The organism is Thermoplasma sp. (assembly GCF_023256435.1).
Taxonomy (GTDB): domain Archaea; phylum Thermoplasmatota; class Thermoplasmata; order Thermoplasmatales; family Thermoplasmataceae; genus Thermoplasma.
Map to the genome: position 1 here is coordinate 11,823 of NZ_JAGDXM010000015.1, position 16,421 is coordinate 28,243.

The window sequence follows — 16,421 nt, forward strand, 5'->3', positions numbered from 1 at the left end:
CAAATCCTATCAGCCTGCCGCCAGACTTCTTTATCATTCCATCCACGATGACCGAATCAACTGTGTCTGGATTCGCCGAGTAGACTATGTTGTTGACCACGTTATTTTCATCGGTGGGTATAAGTTCTGGTTTCCGCGCATCCAGCAGTATGAGATCGGCTCTCTTCCCAACTTCTATAGATCCAGCATTAATTCTGAGAGCCTTAGCTGCATTCACAGTGGCGAAATCAAGTATCTGCTGGCTCTTTATTATGGAAGCATCCCATCTTGCATTCTTTATGCTCAACGCAGAGAATTTCATGACATCGAAGAAGTTAAGCGAGTTGTTGCTGCCGTTGCTGTCGGTTCCAAGTGTGATATTTACACCAGACTCAATCATCTCAGGAACTGGTGGTACTCCACCGGTTGCGAGCTTAAAGTTGCTGACGGCATTCCATGATACATTCACTCCATTTTTACCGAGCAGCTTTGCCTCGTGATACGTGGTCCATACACAGTGCGCAGCTATGACTCTATTCGAAAGGATCCCGATACGATCCAGATGTTCTATCGGCCGTTCCCCTATCTTCTTCACGCTGTCATATACTTCCTTTCTTGTCTCAGAGAGATGCATGTGAAGAACCGTATCATATTTTTCGGCTATTTCCTTAGCGCGCTGATACGTCTCATCTCCTGCCACATATATGCCCTGAACCCCAACGGATGGGGTCACAAATCTAAGATTCTTGTGTGATCTGATGAAGTTCTCAGCATTATCAAGCGGATCACCGTGCTGTGTTGTATACTCCCTGTCCAGGGTCACCCATGACAAGAATGCCCTTATGCCTACCTCCTCTGCGGCTCTGGCTATCACGTCTTCTGAATAATAGAGATCCACAAATGAGGTAATACCGCTGTTGATCATCTCGTACATGCCGAGCCTCGCAGAGTTGAAAATCCCCTCCTCTGTTCTCTGCGAATCATATTTGAAGGTCAGATCTAGGAATTTTTCCAGATCGACATCATCAAAGAGACCCTTTGAGGCCGACATGCCGACATGTGCATGAGTATTTATGAATCCAGGAAGCAGTATCTTTCCATTTCCATCTATAATTTCATCGCTCTTCGGTTTTTCTTTACCTACATATGTTATCTTTGATCCATCAAACTGCACGTTACCTTTGAATATTCTCCTATTTTCGTCCTGGGTCACGATGAGTGCGTTTTCTATGAGCGTGCTCATAGCACGCTATAGGTTCTGCATTACTTAAATTTGCTGGATGAATACATATAGGTGTAGACGCCTTTGAAGTATGTTCAATCCTTTTTCTGTAACGCGGCTTCTATCAGCGGCTGACGATAAATCTAAATATGCATTCTTTCTCATCGGATGCAAACCTCCGATGTTAAGGCCTTAGATTCGGTTAGTATGACAAAAATCAACGATCTGCGATGTAATCAGAAATGCTTATATATGTTCTGAATATGTCGACTTCGACCTATGGAACGATATGCAGTGAAGGCCCTTATATTACTTAGCAAGAAGCCATACACGCTCTATCAGATGTCTAAGGAGATATCAAATGAAGGCCCGGTTTCGCACGGGACGCTTATGCCCATGATAAGAAAGCTTCTTCAACAGGGTTTCATAAAATTTGAGACTTCAGGAAGGGAAAAGATATACACTCTGACAGAAAAGGGCGTGAAGTTTGTGGAATCTCTGAGCGAGATAGAACAGCAACTGAAGCAAAATCTCATATCCAGGGCCATGGGTGACGCCTTCTTTTACCTTAATCTGCTCTCCAAGGATGATACCTCTGCAGCTCTCAACTCTGCTATAAGCATAATGCTTCCCGCAATAATAGCGGAGGTGGAATATGCCTTCAAGATGATCATGAAGGGCCGCATGGATGAAATTGAACGGATAGCTAACGAAATTCGAATGACGTACGGTGAGATCAATGATGAACAATCACTCAGCTAGAACAATAGCCATATCTGCATTCGCTGGCCTTCTCGTCACCTATGTAGAGACTATGATAACCCCAGCACTGCCAATACTAGTTTCCTTCTTTGATACGAACTATGATCATCTCTCATGGATAATTACCGCCTACATAATATCTGGAACAGTTTCATCAGCCATCTTTGGCAGACTGGCTGACATGTATGGAAAAAAGAACGTCTTCCTGATACTCGCGATCTTCTATACAATTGCTGTATCGTTCGGTGGCTTCGCTAAAACCCTCGAAGAGCTCATCATAATAAGAACAGTGCAGGGCATAGGCATGGGCATGTTCCCAGTATCGTTTGCGTTGATAAATGATCAGGTGCCAAAGGATCGCCTTGCCCTGGCGCAGGGAATTGTAAGTTCAACTTTCTCTGGAGGCGCTGCTATTGGACTGGTCGTTGGAGCGTGGATCACTCAGAACTATGGATGGCAGTGGTCATACCATTCTTCGATTCCAGTCGCAATACTGCTTGTCATACTGGCCACCATATATCTCCACGATGAGAGCACAAGGAGACCCGCAAAGATAGATTTCGTCGGCGTTGGATCGCTTGGATTTGCCATAGTATCATTCATTTTGGCCCTATCTGAAGGCGAATACTGGGGATGGACCTCACCTTCAATCATAGGGCTGTTCCTGATATCGCTGGTGATGTTCACCGCATTCGTACTTTACGAGAAGAACGCTGCTGAGCCATTCATCAGGATGGATCTGCTGCGCATAAGGAACGTTTTTCTGGCCAATATCACCGGCCTGTTTGCGATGTCAGGGATGTTCTTCCTATTCTACACAGTCCCTTCCATGCTTCAGGATCCTGAACCTGCTGGATTCGGTGTATCAATAGTTGAATCTGGTCTTATCCTTCTGCCGGCTGCTATACTTAACATGGCCTTCGCTCCACTTGCCGCAAAGGTCACAACAAACAGAGGCCCGAAAAACGCAATCATCATTGGTCTAATCATACTGCTGTTCAGTTATCTGGGCCTATATTATAACAGATACAGCACAATCTCAATACTTGAAGATGCCTCTGTAATGGGTATGGGCATATCATTCATATTCGTTGGCGTCATAAATTTGCTGCTGATATCCGTTCCAAGGGAGAGATCCGGAGAGAGCACGGGAATGAACGTTGTATTCAGAAACATAGGTACATCCCTTGCTCCAGCAATAGGCGGCGTCTTGGAGACACTCTATGTGTCCTACGTTCTCATCGGTGCCATACCTGGAAATTTCCATGGCCTGCCGGTGATCCCGATTATGCACAGCTTTCCCTCATCACAGGCCTACGATGGGATATACATCATAGGTATGGCATTTGTGTTGATTGCGCTGGTGCTTTCAATGTTTATGAAGAATGTTGTAGTTTCTAGAGGTGATGAAAATTGAAAACCAACTATATCATAGCAATCCTGTTCAGCTTTGTTCTGATGTTTGCCGGTATCTCTGGCATTTCGACCGCTTCTGCGCAAGTTCCGTCGCCAGAAGTCGTAGCGGTGAACTGGTATGCGCCAAATTCTACGGAGATTGTGGCTCCAGGAATGGATTATATTCCTTTGGTGATATCGTTTGTTTCTCCGCTTACCCTTCTGGATGCTAGCGCATACGTCAATCTCACTAAATTCAATGATGGGATACTCGGATATGTTAACACGCACGGATATCAGAGTGGGCCAATGGTGTATAATTTCACCGAGATACCGGCTGGGAAACAGATAACCATAATGCAGCTGGTAAACATTTCCCCATCAGCCACAGTGGGTGGCTACAGAGAAGATCTCTATGTTCAGGGAATAAATAATACAGCCGAGGATTATTTCAATGTATCGTTCACAGCCTATATCCTTGGAACAACACAGATTCAGGTCGCTGCCACTTATTTTGGTACAGCATCTAAACCTATAGCGCCATCGCCTGGCATGCAGAATATTCCAATGACTCTGGTGCTTGAGAATGTTGGAAACGTGCTGGATCAGAACGTATCCGTTCGTTATGATCCTTCTTATCCTCTATATGGTTCACCACAGTATTATAATTTAAGTGCAATCCCGCCTGACGAAACTGTGCCTATAACATTCTCTGTGAGCATATCAAACACCGCATCCAATGGCTTCTATTCACAGAATGTGACGGTAAATGTCTATGGAAGGACTTATTCCGTTAGTTTCCGCAGTGGAATACTTGGATATGACAATATAACGCTGGTAAACACTGAGTTGAATCCTCCTGTTATCTATACGGATCAGAAATTCATCGTTTTCAAACCTTTCATAGAGGTTTCAGGAAATTCCGTCTTGAGATATCTCAACGTCTCCATATCCTCATCTGATTTCTCGGATCTTACAAATGAATATCATCTATCTTACATTACACCTGGAATATACAATTTCACTTTTCTGCTGAACTCACTCTCCTATTATGGCCAACAGATCATCTATGTGAATGTAAATGGTAACGCATACCCTGTTGACGTGTACGTTCACCATTCGATCAGCGCCAGCGTTAGCTTCCATCAGAGCACGATGCAGGCAGGCGTAGATAAATCTGTAATATATTTCAATCTTACAAATGATGGGAATTTGACCATGTATGACATAAGGGCATATCTCGATCTACCGGGCATCATAACAATACACATACCTTCATCTAATCCGCTTGGTGCACTGACAGCAGACAACATAACCATACCAAGCCTTTCGCCGGGCCAGTCTTATCAGTTGATATTCCTAGTTGATACTTCTTCGGCGGCTTCTCCGGGCACTTACCCCATAGAACTCTTCCTTGGATGGCACTACAATAATACTCCCTACGAATTTACCAAGACATACAATGCGAATTTGACCGTTTCACCCACGGTTGAACAGAAGATCTCACAGGCGTTTACCTTCGATCCCTTGAACATAGCGGTCCTTGTTGTCATAGTGGCAGTCATAGTAGGTATTTCAGTGTACGCGACAAGGCGCAGGAAGAGGACTAAAAAAAGATGAAATAGTAAAATTTTTCATAAACTCCATATTATAATATTCAATATTTTGACCACATGTTGAAAGCACTTTCAGCTAACATCGAAATTCATATATGTAGAGAAAATATACACCCTAAACTTCCTGAAATTATGAGCGGAAGTAGTGTAGTCTGGCATCACAGGAGCTTCCCATGAAGACGGAAAAAGCTCCTAACCCGGGTTCAAATCCCGGCTTCCGCACTTTTATAGTTTTTCGACGCGTCGATCGTCATATCGCTCTGACATTCACTCATCCCGGAAGGGACAGAGGTTTCTGATTCAACGGCATGCCTTTTATATTCTCGCGGCTAAGGTATTCCACTGAAGGCATATCCGCAGTCGTGGATTCTAAAACGCCTTTCCTATTTCATTCGATCCAATATTTGAAAATGAATATTGGGGCTTTAGGTAAAGCTGTAAATCTCAACCTCTTCGGACATGAGATGCACGGACTTCAGACAATCTGGGGATTCAATGAAAAATGTGCAATACTTATAAGAATGCAGTTGACGCAGTTAGAATACATGCTATGGGAATAGCGCCTTCTGGACTATTCGAAATATACACGTACGGGCAGATATCTTTTCACTGAAAGTAATATCCGAAGATTCAGCTGAGGAGTAGCTAACTATGTTTATTGATACTCAACAGAACAAACACAAAGCGAAGGGAAGATTCATAGATGTTATTATACAAGACGAATCTTATACGCCAGGATGTTCATTCTTCGATGATGAAACCATAGTAGATAATAAAATGATTCAGGAAAGAGGAAATAGACAAGAGTGTATTCCATCGGCAATTCTCCTATAATATGATAAGAAAGGCAGTCCCGGAAGCTTTTGCAGACGGGATAGATGGCATAGGACTGTAACCAAGGTGTTTAAGCATAGAGAGGATGATAACTTCTAAAGGTATATATTGACGTGGTTGACAGAGGCCATAACCTTATCCGAATATCCCAGCAATATCTATAAATCAACGTCAACAATAACCTGCAAATGGAAATTGCTGATCAGTACTACAGAGCCATAAAGAAGATAAAGGAGATGGCAGAGTCTTCAAACAAAGCCTATCTAACCTCTTCCAAGCTGGCTGATATGCTCGGTATCAGTCAGCAATCAGCCTCAAGAATAATAATAGATCTCGAAAAAAATGGATACATAACACGCACCGTGACCAAGAGAGGTCAGATCCTGAACATAACTGAAAAGGGACTCGATGTGTTATATACCGAATTTGCCGATCTATCGAGGATACTCTCCATAAGGAATAACATCTTGATCACGGGCACTGTGACACCTGGCATGGGAGAGGGCAGATATTACGTTGCAAGAAAGCAGTATATAATACAATTTCAGGAAAAACTCGGCATAATACCCTACCTTGGCACTCTGAACATAAAGGTCGATCAGTCCAGCCTCTCAGAACTCAGGAAGATCAGAGGGTTCAAGGGTATCCATATAGAAGGGTTCAAGACAGAAGACAGAACGTTCGGATCAGTCAAGGCTTTTTCAGCTAAAATACAGAGTGTACCGTGTTTTGTTATAATGCCAGAAAGAACAGTATATACAGACGTGATCGAGATCATTTCTGACAAATACCTGAGGGATACACTAGGACTGAAAGATGGCGATCGCGTCACCATAGAAGTTTATACATGAAAAATGGATGAATATCGCGGGAGAAAGACTCTAGCACTGGCTTTTCTATACTTCTATCTCGCCGTTAAGTATCTCATCGATCACGCGCTGGAATGCTGATATAACGCGATCTTTATTCATCTTACAGTCAAGCACCTCCATATATATCTCATAGGATTCTTCTGATATATCCCTGCCCTGAAAGACGGTGATTGTGCCGCATGTTCTTCCGGCATCAAAGTTCAGCATATACTTTAGCACCACAGTTACGTCCTTCTCCTCGATATATTGTGTTTTTTCCAATGTATCAGATTCAAACGCCATGCCATCACCCCCTTTTTGAATATCAGTACTTATCAAGACCATGTTCCCAAGCATCTCTGATCTCTTCGACCGGTACATTTATGATGTTCAAACCGGCTTCGTCTATAATTATCCTGTCTCCTCCAGTTTCTCCAATGCGCTTGACCGAGACGTTTCCAGAACCTTCCATAAACTCTTCCTCCATGTTCCTAGGTACTTCAACAACTATTCCATTCCCGCATTCGGAGAAAAGTTTTACAGTTGGTCTGGCTGAAGAAACATTGCTTATATCTGCGTGGAAACCTATACCGGATCCAAAGGACATCTCTGCAAGAGCCGCAAAGAGACCACCTGACGACACATCATGGCTTGATAAAATTGCATCCCTCTTCAGATTGATGAAATCGCGAACGGCCACTAGTTCGTCCAGATCAGGGGCCGGAAGATAACCTTCGCTATATCCGCGCATCCTGTTGTATTCGCTTCCGGTCAGGTTGTCACATGGCGATCCGATGAGATACAGCGCATTGTCCTGCCCTTTTATGTATGTGGTCCTGGATCTCCTCACATCATCTATGATCCCCACCATCAGGATCGTTGGCGTCGGCATTATATCCGTCTTCTTATATTCGTTGTAGAAACTCACATTTCCGGCCACGATAGGTAATCCCAATTTTCTGCAGAAATCGCCTATTGCCCTGACAGATTCAACGAACTGGCCCATGATCTCTTCGCGCTCAGGATTTCCAAAGTTGAGCGCATCCACAACGGAATGAGGCACGCCACCGGTTGATAGAATGTTCTTGTACGCCTCCACCAGCGTCCACATGGTGCCTGAGTATGGATCAACGCTCACCATGTTCGGTCTTGAACCAGACGTTATGACCAAACCCCGCATTGATTGCTCCAGTGGCTTTATTACCGTTGCGTCTGCGTGCGTTTCTCTATTGGGCCGACCAACGAATGGAGTGACTATGGTGGATCCTCTGACCGTATGGTCATACTGTCTTACAACCTTGAATCTTGCACATAGGTTCAGCCTGGACATGAATTGAACAACGAAACTGCTTAAGTCCTCAGGTTCCTCCGGTATTGCAATGTATCTCTCTGATTCCTTCAATCTGTAAGGTCTTTGATAAACAGGAGCGTCATCCAGGAATTTTATGTCCATATCTATTATCTTCTTGTTTCTATAGTACACTCTGATCCTGCGATCTTCTGTCACCTTTCCTATCACGGAGAAATCTAGATTCCATTTTTCAGCTATTCTCTTTATCTTTTCCACATCCTCTGGGTAGCACTCCATCAGCATGCGCTCCTGGCTCTCGCTTATCCATATCTCCCAGCCAGACATGCTGGATTCCTTCAGCTTGATATCATCGAGCACAATCTCCGCTCCAAATCCGCCGGCATAGACCATCTCAGTCGCTGCGCTTGACAAACCGCCGCCGCCAAGATCCTTCATTGCACGGATCAATCCCTCGTCATTGGCCTCCAGAACAGCCTTTATCATAGGATGTTCCACGATTGGATTACCCAGCTGTATGGCCAGTCTGCTGCTCTTGGTTATCTTTCCAAGTGTTGTACTTGCGAAGTTGACGCCATGTATTCCATCCCTACCTGTTTTGCCTCCCATGAGAACAAGGATATCCCCTGCTTTATACGATTTGGATCTGACAATCTTGTCCTTTCTGACTATACCTATACACCCTGCATTCACAAGAGGATTGGAGTTGTAAAGCCTGTCAAAATAAAGAGAACCGGCCACATTGGGTATACCTATCCTGTTTCCGTAATCTCTTATGCCGCTGACCACTCCATCAAATATATAACGCGGTGATAAAAGCCCCTCGTACTTATCCGATGAGACATCCCCAAGAAACAGAGAATCCACAAGGGCAACAGGCTGTGCCCCCATACAGAGAACATCGCGGACTATACCGCCTATACCGGTTGCGGCACCTCCATATGGCTCTACGGCACTTGGATGGTTGTGGCTCTCCATCTTCAATACATAGGCGTTTTCATCATCAAAATCAACAACGCCAGCATCATCTTCCATAGCAAGAATCGTGTAATCTGTTTTAAGAGAACCGAGATATTTTTTGAGATAATATTTGGAGGATTTATAGGAGCAGTGCTCGCTCCATGACTGAGCCACTGCGTGAATTTCGGCATCGATTGGATCGCGACCTTCCCTTTCAAAGTATGCCTTCAATGATCTCATCTCGTCCAACGAAAGAGCAAGCCCAAGCCTCTTGCTTATCGCCTTCAGCCTGCTATCATTAGCATCTCTGAGTTTGATCGTCCTGAAAATCATCACTGGGGCATGCAGTCTTCATTAATAAATCAGCTGAGAATCCCTCGACGATTTTACCTGAATATATAGCTATTGGATCTGGCATTCTCGGTGGAACCTCTTTCCCTTCTCTCTGTCTCCACATAGCTGTATATCTCAAGTAGCGAGGATATGTGCCTCTCTAGGCTGTATTTATTCTCCACAAGGCGCCTAGCCTCTGTGGCCAGTTTTCCGCGATCCGCTGAAAGTATTCTTCTGGCAATCTCCTGAGCCGAACGCACATCGTTGAAATCCACATAAGATATCGCTTCGCTATCCTCTTTGACGGGAAAATCGTTTGAAACCATCACGGGCACTCCTGATGAAAGCGCCTCAAATACAGATATGCCGAATGTATCAGCCGATGATGGATAGACAAACAGGCTTGCGTTTTCCATGAGTTCCCTCTTTTTCTCATCATCGACATATCCTAAGATCTCCACATTCTTCATCTGATGCGCATGTACGATTCTCTTTATCCTGTCCAGTTCCGGTCCTATACCTGCTATTTTGAACTTAACACCATCGCCCATCATGGCCTCGGCCAGATCCAATACCCTGTAAACTCCCTTGTCCACGGTGATTCTACCCAGATAAAGTATGTACTTTTCATCTGGTATATACTGACTGCGTCTATATTTATCAGTATCAACAAACAGGGGCAGAGTGATCACATTGTTTACACCCTTTTTCCTGAGATACTCCTCAACAACCTTACTTGGGGCCATGACAACCCTGCATTTCCTGTACAGATACATGCTATAGCGTTCCCCAAGAGAGAATGCAAAATCCTGAAAAGGCATCCTGATGCTATCCTTCATCTTAGATATGTCTGTGTGGAATGTAGCGACAGGCGGAATACCAAGCCTTCTAGCCACAAGATATCCTATTGAGCTCATGTAGAAGGCATTGTGAAGATGGATTATATCGGGATCAAACTCTATAGCCCTTCTGAAAACTGAGAATGGCAGGAAGAAAAAAGGCATTCTATACTGCGGATACGGTAGGAATGGGACAGTTAAGCGAGGGACGTACACGTTATGCTCTCGCGTATCGCCGGTAAGGGAGAATATCATAACCTCATGCCCCTCGCTTTGTAGCCTGTTTTTTACCTCCTTCAAATACACTGATACTCCATCGGGAGTGGGGTAGTATGTGTCCGTGAAATAAAGTATCCTCAACTCTTACCTCTTGTCACATTATTACAGGTACAATTTTATATTTACCGTATCCCACCAGCACCCTGGCATATCCATGCTTCCATGGATTTATATCTGAGTCAACGTACAATGCCCTCATGTTTTCGGCCTTTGACGGCGATGCAACGATCACTATATCGTCTTCGCAGATCATCCCCAGTATTCTGCTGGATAACTGCTTGTTGCCGCGCCCGATCAGAAAGTTCTGACCTCCTATGGGTGATATTATAATACGGCATCCATTCCGGCAGGCCTCATAGATATCACTCTCTGCGGCGTCCTGCTTCAGCAGCTTCCTGTCCTTGATGATATCAAAGGCAAGCGGATTTGTCGATATGCCCATCTCCTTCTCAATGGTTTTGCATGTGTTCCCTGGCCCAATTATATAAAAGCGATCATCCATATGCTCCAATATATATTCAGCTATATCTTCAGCACCTCCAGTATCGTATTCTGCCTTTGAGTACACAATTATGTCGTTTACATCCGGTACTTTAAGATATCCATATGACCTTGCACTGAGTATCCCCTTTTTATAAAGATCCTCATCTATATCCATAACCTCAGCATCTATTCCATGAAGCTTCTCAATATTCAGCGAATTCATGCTCAATGCCGCATGGCGAGGGCTGATGGCAAATACAGAGCTGTACATCTTCACTCCTGCAGGTATTCCTATAACCGGTATCCTCACACCGGCAGAAATTATGTCTCTTGCTGTTCCATCCCCACCCGCAAAAACAAGAATATCAGCATCGTCTATGGTCTTCAAAAATCGAATAGTGTCCTCTCTGGTCGTTGGCCATCCACTGTCATATGTGACGCTATATGCATCTGTGAACTTTGATATTTCGACCTCACCCATATATCCGGACGGCACAAGAAAGATGAATTTGGAATAATCCACCTCCTTAAGGAAATCCATAGAACGCGCTATGGAAACTGATTTTTCAGGATCCACTATCTGAAGCCCGTCTGAGCCCTTCATGTTAAGCAGGGAACCATAACCGGCCAGTGGATTTACGAAGAATGCCACCTTTATTTTATCCGTATCGCTCATAGGTATATTCTCGCAATAAATATCTTTTTTAGTTGTATATACGAAGCCATAAATATCGTTTAGTTATGAACCTTTATTCAGGTAAGCGCTTCCATGACACACGAACCATATTCTGCATCATTCAGGTTGATATTATCGTCAAGGGCTTTCAGAAGTGCCGGCCTGATATTCATGGCGCTGTCCTTGCCGCTCTATCTCCTTGTTAACAGGATAAGCATAGTCAATGTAGGTATTATATATGTTGGTACCGCGCTTTCCAATGTTTTGTTGTCACTGGGTATTGGTATGCTTGGTGACCGCATAGGATACAAGTATTCCCTGATAATGGGCGAATTGCCGGCATTGCTGGCATCTGGAATACTTTCCTTCACAAGATCTATCCCGCTGATAGTGATCGCAACGATAATATCAGGAAGCGCTGGGGCCCCTGGCGGAATGCGTGGATCTTTTTCTGTTGGAATAACACCCTATCTTGCCAGGATATGGCAGGATCCTTCCGTGAGAATATCGAAGATGGCAAATATCACCTTTGTAGCTTCGGTAGCCAGCATAGGGGGAAGCTTGCTACTCTATTTACACGGCTTTCTTTCCAGGATATATGGAAACGAGGGGGCTTTTGTAATGCTCTACCACGCAACATTTTTCCTCATAATGCTCTCGTTCATCTCTCTGATGCTCATAAAACGGGATCAGAGGCAAATAAAGACTACAAAGTTTTTGAGAAGAGAAACCCTGCACTTTTCCGCACGCGTTATAACTACCAACATCATCAACGGCAGCGCCATTGGGTTTTCCATGGCGCTCATATCCGCATGGTTTGAGATAAGATACGGAGTTAGTGCATCAAAGATCGGGCTGATCTTCACGATCTCATATCTGACCACTGCCCTCGGATCTTTCTTGGCCGGCAGAATTCATATTTCTAGAGATAAAGCCGTATATTTTGGTTCACTCACGAGGGTGTTGCAGGGCGCTCTGCTGATAGCCATGGCTGCAAGCCCCTACTTCATACTTGGATCGGCGATATACATAGTCAGGACTGTGGTGGCTGGCTTTGGAACACCCATAAGAAATGTGGTCAACATCCAGGGCGTAAAGGACGAGGATCTTGGTACAGCCTCCAGCATCCAGGGAGCACCCTCCAGGATAATGCAGAGCACATCTGGGATCGCTGGCTATCTCATGGATTACTATCCTCCGTTGCCGGTGGAGATCGGTGGTCTGATCCAAATGATCGGAGGTTTCGTCTACTTCAGACTGCTGAAAAAATACTGATGAAATTAATCATTTGAGTATCGATAGCGCGATGATAGCGTCTATGAAGTATTGTATGGCAAAACCAGCAAGTAAGAGACCAAAGATACGAGATATAGCCTTCATGACCTTTGCCCCGATAAATTTTGAAACTATTGAAGACCATTTGAAGAATATATAAACCATAACAAAGATTATCGCTATGGAGATCAGGGTGAATATCTTCTCGATGATCGGGCCCTTCATCAGTATAATCACCAGTGATATAGCACCTGGCCCTGCCAGCATTGGGGTCGCAAAGGGTACTATTCCTATATCATAATCAACAAATTCGGATCCAGACGATTTTGGCCTGTTACCTTCCATTATCATCTCCACTGCCATTAATAGCAGGATGATTCCCCCTGCCATCTCCAGCGCCTCTATAGATATACCGAAGAAGTAAATTATGTACTCACCTGCCAGCGCAAACATGACGAGGATGATACCTCCGTAAAAGACCGCATCCTTTGTGGCACGCAATTTCTCAGATTCATTAAAATTGTATGTCATGGATGTGAAAAGAACCAGACTTCCGAATGGATCGATGACTATGAAGAGCGGTATGAATACCTTTAGAAATTCTACAGCCTGGTTCACCATTGGGTATTATATTGCTCTAATATATCTTTCTCTGATTTTGACCATTTCCGTTTACTTACTCCTCGATAAATTATCTCAGTCCTCAGATCTCCACTTTATCATTGTTCTACCTATAAGTGCATATACTGCGGTTTCAATTATGAAAACCGGTATCATGGTTTCCATAACAGGTGAAAGCCCGAAAACACCCTGCATGATCACCGCCGCTGATGTAGCCGGCGATATGGACAGTGCATACAGAAATGGTCTGGGGATTATGGTGTAGGGATAGAACGTCGGCGGAAGCACGGTCATAACCACAGAGAGGATTCCGGCTATGCCCCAAACGTTTCTGACGTGTTTTATTAACCCTGATACTATGAAGGAAACGGAACTCGTCGCAAGGGTGAGCATTATCAGTGTGCCTATGAGTGCAATGACGCCTATGGGTGTGAAAATATGAAATATGGCTCCCAGAAAAGCATATACAAATAGACCGGGTATAGAAAAGATGAGATAACTCAGCGTCAGACCCATCATGTAATCTGTTGGCGAGATGGATGTTGCCACAAACAGATCTTGTATCCTCAGCTGTAGTCTGAGGAATGCAGCATCGCCTGCACTTGATAGCGAAACAGAGGATATCAAACCGATGAATCCTCCAACCAAAGCATAATTCAGAAGCCTTCCTCTTGAAATTATGAATATTAGAAAAAGCAGGGCAAGAGGTGTGCTCATTGCAGATAGAAGGTAAGATGGGCCACGTCTCACCGCTCTGAAGCCGTAATACCATGCGAACATCATTACAAATTTAAGATTCAAGATCTATCCTCTCCTTTATGAACACATCGTCAAGGGTTATACTTTTCACATCGCATCCCAACTTGACATACTCCTCAGCTTTCTCAGCATCGACGTATTTTATGAACATCCCGCCCATGCTTATGGAGTCTTCCTGACGATCTCTGCATTCTATTCTGACCTTGCCTGAAAACTCGGCCAACAGATCGCCGAGCCTGCCTCTGCTTATCACCATGCCAGAATCCACGAGCACTATGTACGAGGATAGTGAGGCGGCCTCCTCCATATAGTGCGTTGTGAGAATCACATGCGATTTCAGTCTCCTTATCGCAGCCCAGACATCGTATCTTGATATAGGATCTAGGCCTGTGGTAGGTTCATCCAGAAAGACTATCTCGCTGCCAGAGGCAAGGGCCATGGCCACGAAAATCTTGCGTTTCATACCTCCAGAGAGCATATCTGCTGGGGTCCTCATGTTGTCTTCGAGGCCAGCATCGGCCAGAGCGCTTCTTGCTTCCGCATCCGCCGAAGAGTATGAGAACCCGCGAGCTACCAGGTACATCTTGACCTGTTCAAGCGGTGTCAGTATTCCTATGGGCGAAGCTTCCTGAGGTATACTGCATATCAATCTCCTGATTCGCTTTTCATATTTTGCTGTGTCCAATCCCATTATCCTTATCGTACCTGATGTTGGCTTCAGCTGGGTTGAGAGTATTCTCATCAGCGTAGTCTTGCCGGCGCCATTTCTTCCTATTATGGCCGTTATCCCTGCGGGTATATCAAGGTCTATATGGTCCAGCGCCACCTTACCATTTGAGTATACCTTTCTCAGGTTGCGTATCTCTATCAGATTTTCATGGGCTAAGGCCGTAATCGAATTGCCCAAATCATGCACCCCTATGGCAAATATATTTGATATAAGATTCGAATCAGATATTTTCGATATATTTCAATCCTTGGTTCAGAATTCGAATGAAGAATTTAGACATGAAATAATATTTTTATGCTGATAGAGATATCAACAAGAATGAAGATACTGATAATGGGCGTTGACGGTTATATAGGTTTTCCCCTCGCACTCAGGCTTCTGAACAGAGGGCATCAGGTATATGGCATAGATAATTTCATAACAAGAAAGAGGGTAGCTAATGTAAATTCTGATTCAGCGCTCCCAATACTCTCCTTCAAGGAGAGGAATGCAAGGATAAAGAAGTTTTTTGGGAGAAATGTGACGTTCTTCTATGGCGATGCCACGAATCCGGAATTCATGTACAGGGCTATAGAGAAATCGAGACCTGATGCAATAGTTCATCTCGCAGAGCAGAGATCTGCGCCATATTCTATGATTGGCTTGAAGGAGGCAAATGAAACCATGGTCAAAAACATAACAAGTACGATGAATCTCATATATGCAGTGAAGGATATCGTTCCGAAGGCGCATATACTGAAACTTGGTACCATGGGTGAGTACGGTACGCCAAATATAGATATACCAGAAGGCTTCTTCGAGATAGAATACCATGGAAGGAAAGACGTGCTTCCATTCCCCAAGAATGCTAGCTCTTGGTATCACTGGACCAAAGTGCATGATTCCAATAACCTCATGTTCGCAAACAGACTCTGGAATCTTGCAATAACGGACGTGATGCAGGGCGTTGTTTATGGAACCAAGACAAGTGAAATTGCTGATACTGGCCTCTACACAAGATTCGACATCGATGAAGTTTACGGGACGGCTCTTAACAGGTTCACTGCAGAGGCGATATTGGGGATGCCCATGACCGTCTATGGAAAGGGAGGCCAGACGAGGGGATTTCTGTCGTTGAATGACAGCATCCAGTGCCTGACGCTGGCGCTCGAAAAACCACCGGATAACGGTGAATACAGGGTTATCAATCAGTTTGACGAAAAATACAGCGTTGGGCAGCTTGCTGAGATGGTTCAGAATATATTCAAAAGAGAATATGGCATCGTACCTGATATTGCACATGTGGAGAATCCCAGAGTTGAGAGGGAGGAGCATTATTACAATCCAGAGCACAGGAAACTTGAAGAACTTGGATACAGACGTACGAAGAATATAGAGGAGGAGATAATAGATGCCATATCTGATCTTTCAAAATTCAGAGAAAGACTGAACAGCCTCAAAGAAACGCTTATGCCGAGAACGTTCTGGAGAAGATCAAGCTACGATTACACATAAGCAA

General features: G+C 44.3%; 14 protein-coding genes and 1 tRNA gene. 7 read left to right on the forward strand and 8 right to left on the reverse strand.

Annotated features, from left to right (window positions below; translation table 11 throughout):
- Positions 1–1,222, reverse strand: a 1,222-nt coding sequence (locus tag Q0C15_RS01730) for an amidohydrolase family protein (RefSeq protein ID WP_297215319.1), incomplete at its 3' end; no start/stop codon positions are given.
- 258 nt (positions 1,223–1,480) lie between these two features.
- Between Q0C15_RS01730 and Q0C15_RS01735 the strand changes: the two genes are divergently transcribed.
- The 5 genes from Q0C15_RS01735 to Q0C15_RS01755 all read left to right on the forward strand — a co-directional run bounded on the left by Q0C15_RS01735 (position 1,481) and on the right by Q0C15_RS01755 (position 6,659).
- Positions 1,481–1,963, forward strand: coding sequence for a PadR family transcriptional regulator (locus tag Q0C15_RS01735; protein WP_297215321.1), 483 nt, complete (start codon positions 1,481–1,483; stop codon positions 1,961–1,963).
- Positions 1,941–3,380, forward strand: coding sequence for an MFS transporter (locus Q0C15_RS01740; protein WP_297215323.1), 1,440 nt, complete (start codon positions 1,941–1,943; stop codon positions 3,378–3,380). Before Q0C15_RS01735 ends, Q0C15_RS01740 begins: the two co-directional genes overlap by 23 nt.
- Complete coding sequence (locus Q0C15_RS01745; protein WP_297215325.1) at positions 3,377–4,978, forward strand: COG1361 S-layer family protein; 1,602 nt, start codon at positions 3,377–3,379, stop codon at positions 4,976–4,978. Before Q0C15_RS01740 ends, Q0C15_RS01745 begins: the two co-directional genes overlap by 4 nt.
- Positions 4,979–5,110: 132 nt before the next feature.
- Positions 5,111–5,196: transfer RNA gene (locus Q0C15_RS01750), tRNA-Gly, on the forward strand.
- Between the two features lie 800 nt (positions 5,197–5,996).
- Positions 5,997–6,659: a winged helix-turn-helix domain-containing protein/riboflavin kinase gene (locus Q0C15_RS01755; protein ID WP_297215327.1), complete on the forward strand. Its 663-nt coding sequence runs from the start codon at positions 5,997–5,999 to the stop codon at positions 6,657–6,659.
- A gap of 45 nt (positions 6,660–6,704) precedes the next feature.
- Here the strand turns inward: Q0C15_RS01755 and Q0C15_RS01760 are convergent, their stop codons facing one another.
- The 4 genes from Q0C15_RS01760 to Q0C15_RS01775 are packed head-to-tail and all read right to left on the reverse strand — an operon-like array spanning position 6,705 to position 11,538.
- Positions 6,705–6,962: a hypothetical protein gene (locus tag Q0C15_RS01760; protein ID WP_110641924.1), complete on the reverse strand. Its 258-nt coding sequence runs from the start codon at positions 6,960–6,962 to the stop codon at positions 6,705–6,707.
- A gap of 22 nt (positions 6,963–6,984) precedes the next feature.
- Entirely contained in the window at positions 6,985–9,261 is a 2,277-nt protein-coding gene (gene purL / locus Q0C15_RS01765; protein WP_297215330.1) for a phosphoribosylformylglycinamidine synthase subunit PurL, read from the reverse strand.
- Positions 9,262–9,314: 53 nt separating this feature from the next.
- A complete protein-coding gene (locus Q0C15_RS01770; protein WP_297215332.1) occupies positions 9,315–10,460 on the reverse strand; it encodes a glycosyltransferase in 1,146 nt (381 codons plus the stop codon).
- 13 nt (positions 10,461–10,473) lie between these two features.
- Positions 10,474–11,538: an ATP-NAD kinase family protein gene (locus Q0C15_RS01775; protein ID WP_297215334.1), complete on the reverse strand. Its 1,065-nt coding sequence runs from the start codon at positions 11,536–11,538 to the stop codon at positions 10,474–10,476.
- A 93-nt stretch (positions 11,539–11,631) separates the two neighbouring features.
- Between Q0C15_RS01775 and Q0C15_RS01780 the strand changes: the two genes are divergently transcribed.
- Positions 11,632–12,813 carry an MFS transporter gene (locus Q0C15_RS01780; protein ID WP_297215336.1) on the forward strand — a complete coding sequence of 394 codons (1,182 nt, stop codon included), beginning with the start codon at positions 11,632–11,634 and terminating at the stop codon, positions 12,811–12,813.
- Between the two features lie 9 nt (positions 12,814–12,822).
- Here the strand turns inward: Q0C15_RS01780 and Q0C15_RS01785 are convergent, their stop codons facing one another.
- From Q0C15_RS01785 to Q0C15_RS01795, 3 genes are all read right to left on the reverse strand, one after another.
- Positions 12,823–13,434 carry a MarC family protein gene (locus Q0C15_RS01785; protein ID WP_297215339.1) on the reverse strand — a complete coding sequence of 204 codons (612 nt, stop codon included), beginning with the start codon at positions 13,432–13,434 and terminating at the stop codon, positions 12,823–12,825.
- Positions 13,435–13,509: 75 nt separating this feature from the next.
- Positions 13,510–14,235, reverse strand: a complete 726-nt coding sequence (locus Q0C15_RS01790) for an ABC transporter permease (RefSeq protein ID WP_297215341.1) — start codon at positions 14,233–14,235, stop codon at positions 13,510–13,512.
- Positions 14,225–15,100 (reverse strand): ABC transporter ATP-binding protein, encoded by an 876-nt coding sequence (locus Q0C15_RS01795; protein ID WP_297215345.1) that lies wholly within the window; start codon positions 15,098–15,100, stop codon positions 14,225–14,227. The genes Q0C15_RS01790 and Q0C15_RS01795 overlap by 11 nt, the downstream gene beginning before the upstream one ends.
- 141 nt (positions 15,101–15,241) lie before the next feature.
- Between Q0C15_RS01795 and agl3 the strand changes: the two genes are divergently transcribed.
- Positions 15,242–16,417 carry a UDP-sulfoquinovose synthase gene (gene agl3, locus Q0C15_RS01800; RefSeq protein ID WP_297215348.1) on the forward strand — a complete coding sequence of 392 codons (1,176 nt, stop codon included), beginning with the start codon at positions 15,242–15,244 and terminating at the stop codon, positions 16,415–16,417.
- The last annotated feature ends 4 nt before the right edge of the window (positions 16,418–16,421 follow it).

What these genes read in the sequence shown, in the direction of transcription:
- Q0C15_RS01735 (WP_297215321.1), top strand. Translation starts at nt 1,481, where the DNA reads ATGGAACGATATGCAGTGAAGGCCCTTATATTACTTAGCAAGAAGCCA.
- Q0C15_RS01740 (WP_297215323.1), top strand. Translation starts at nt 1,941, where the DNA reads ATGATGAACAATCACTCAGCTAGAACAATAGCCATATCTGCATTCGCT.
- Q0C15_RS01755 (WP_297215327.1), top strand. Translation starts at nt 5,997, where the DNA reads ATGGAAATTGCTGATCAGTACTACAGAGCCATAAAGAAGATAAAGGAG.
- Q0C15_RS01760 (WP_110641924.1), bottom strand. Translation starts at nt 6,962, where the DNA reads ATGGCGTTTGAATCTGATACATTGGAAAAAACACAATATATCGAGGAG.
- purL (WP_297215330.1), bottom strand. Translation starts at nt 9,261, where the DNA reads ATGATTTTCAGGACGATCAAACTCAGAGATGCTAATGATAGCAGGCTG.
- Q0C15_RS01775 (WP_297215334.1), bottom strand. Translation starts at nt 11,538, where the DNA reads ATGAGCGATACGGATAAAATAAAGGTGGCATTCTTCGTAAATCCACTG.
- Q0C15_RS01780 (WP_297215336.1), top strand. Translation starts at nt 11,632, where the DNA reads ATGACACACGAACCATATTCTGCATCATTCAGGTTGATATTATCGTCA.
- Q0C15_RS01785 (WP_297215339.1), bottom strand. Translation starts at nt 13,434, where the DNA reads ATGGTGAACCAGGCTGTAGAATTTCTAAAGGTATTCATACCGCTCTTC.
- agl3 (WP_297215348.1), top strand. Translation starts at nt 15,242, where the DNA reads ATGAAGATACTGATAATGGGCGTTGACGGTTATATAGGTTTTCCCCTC.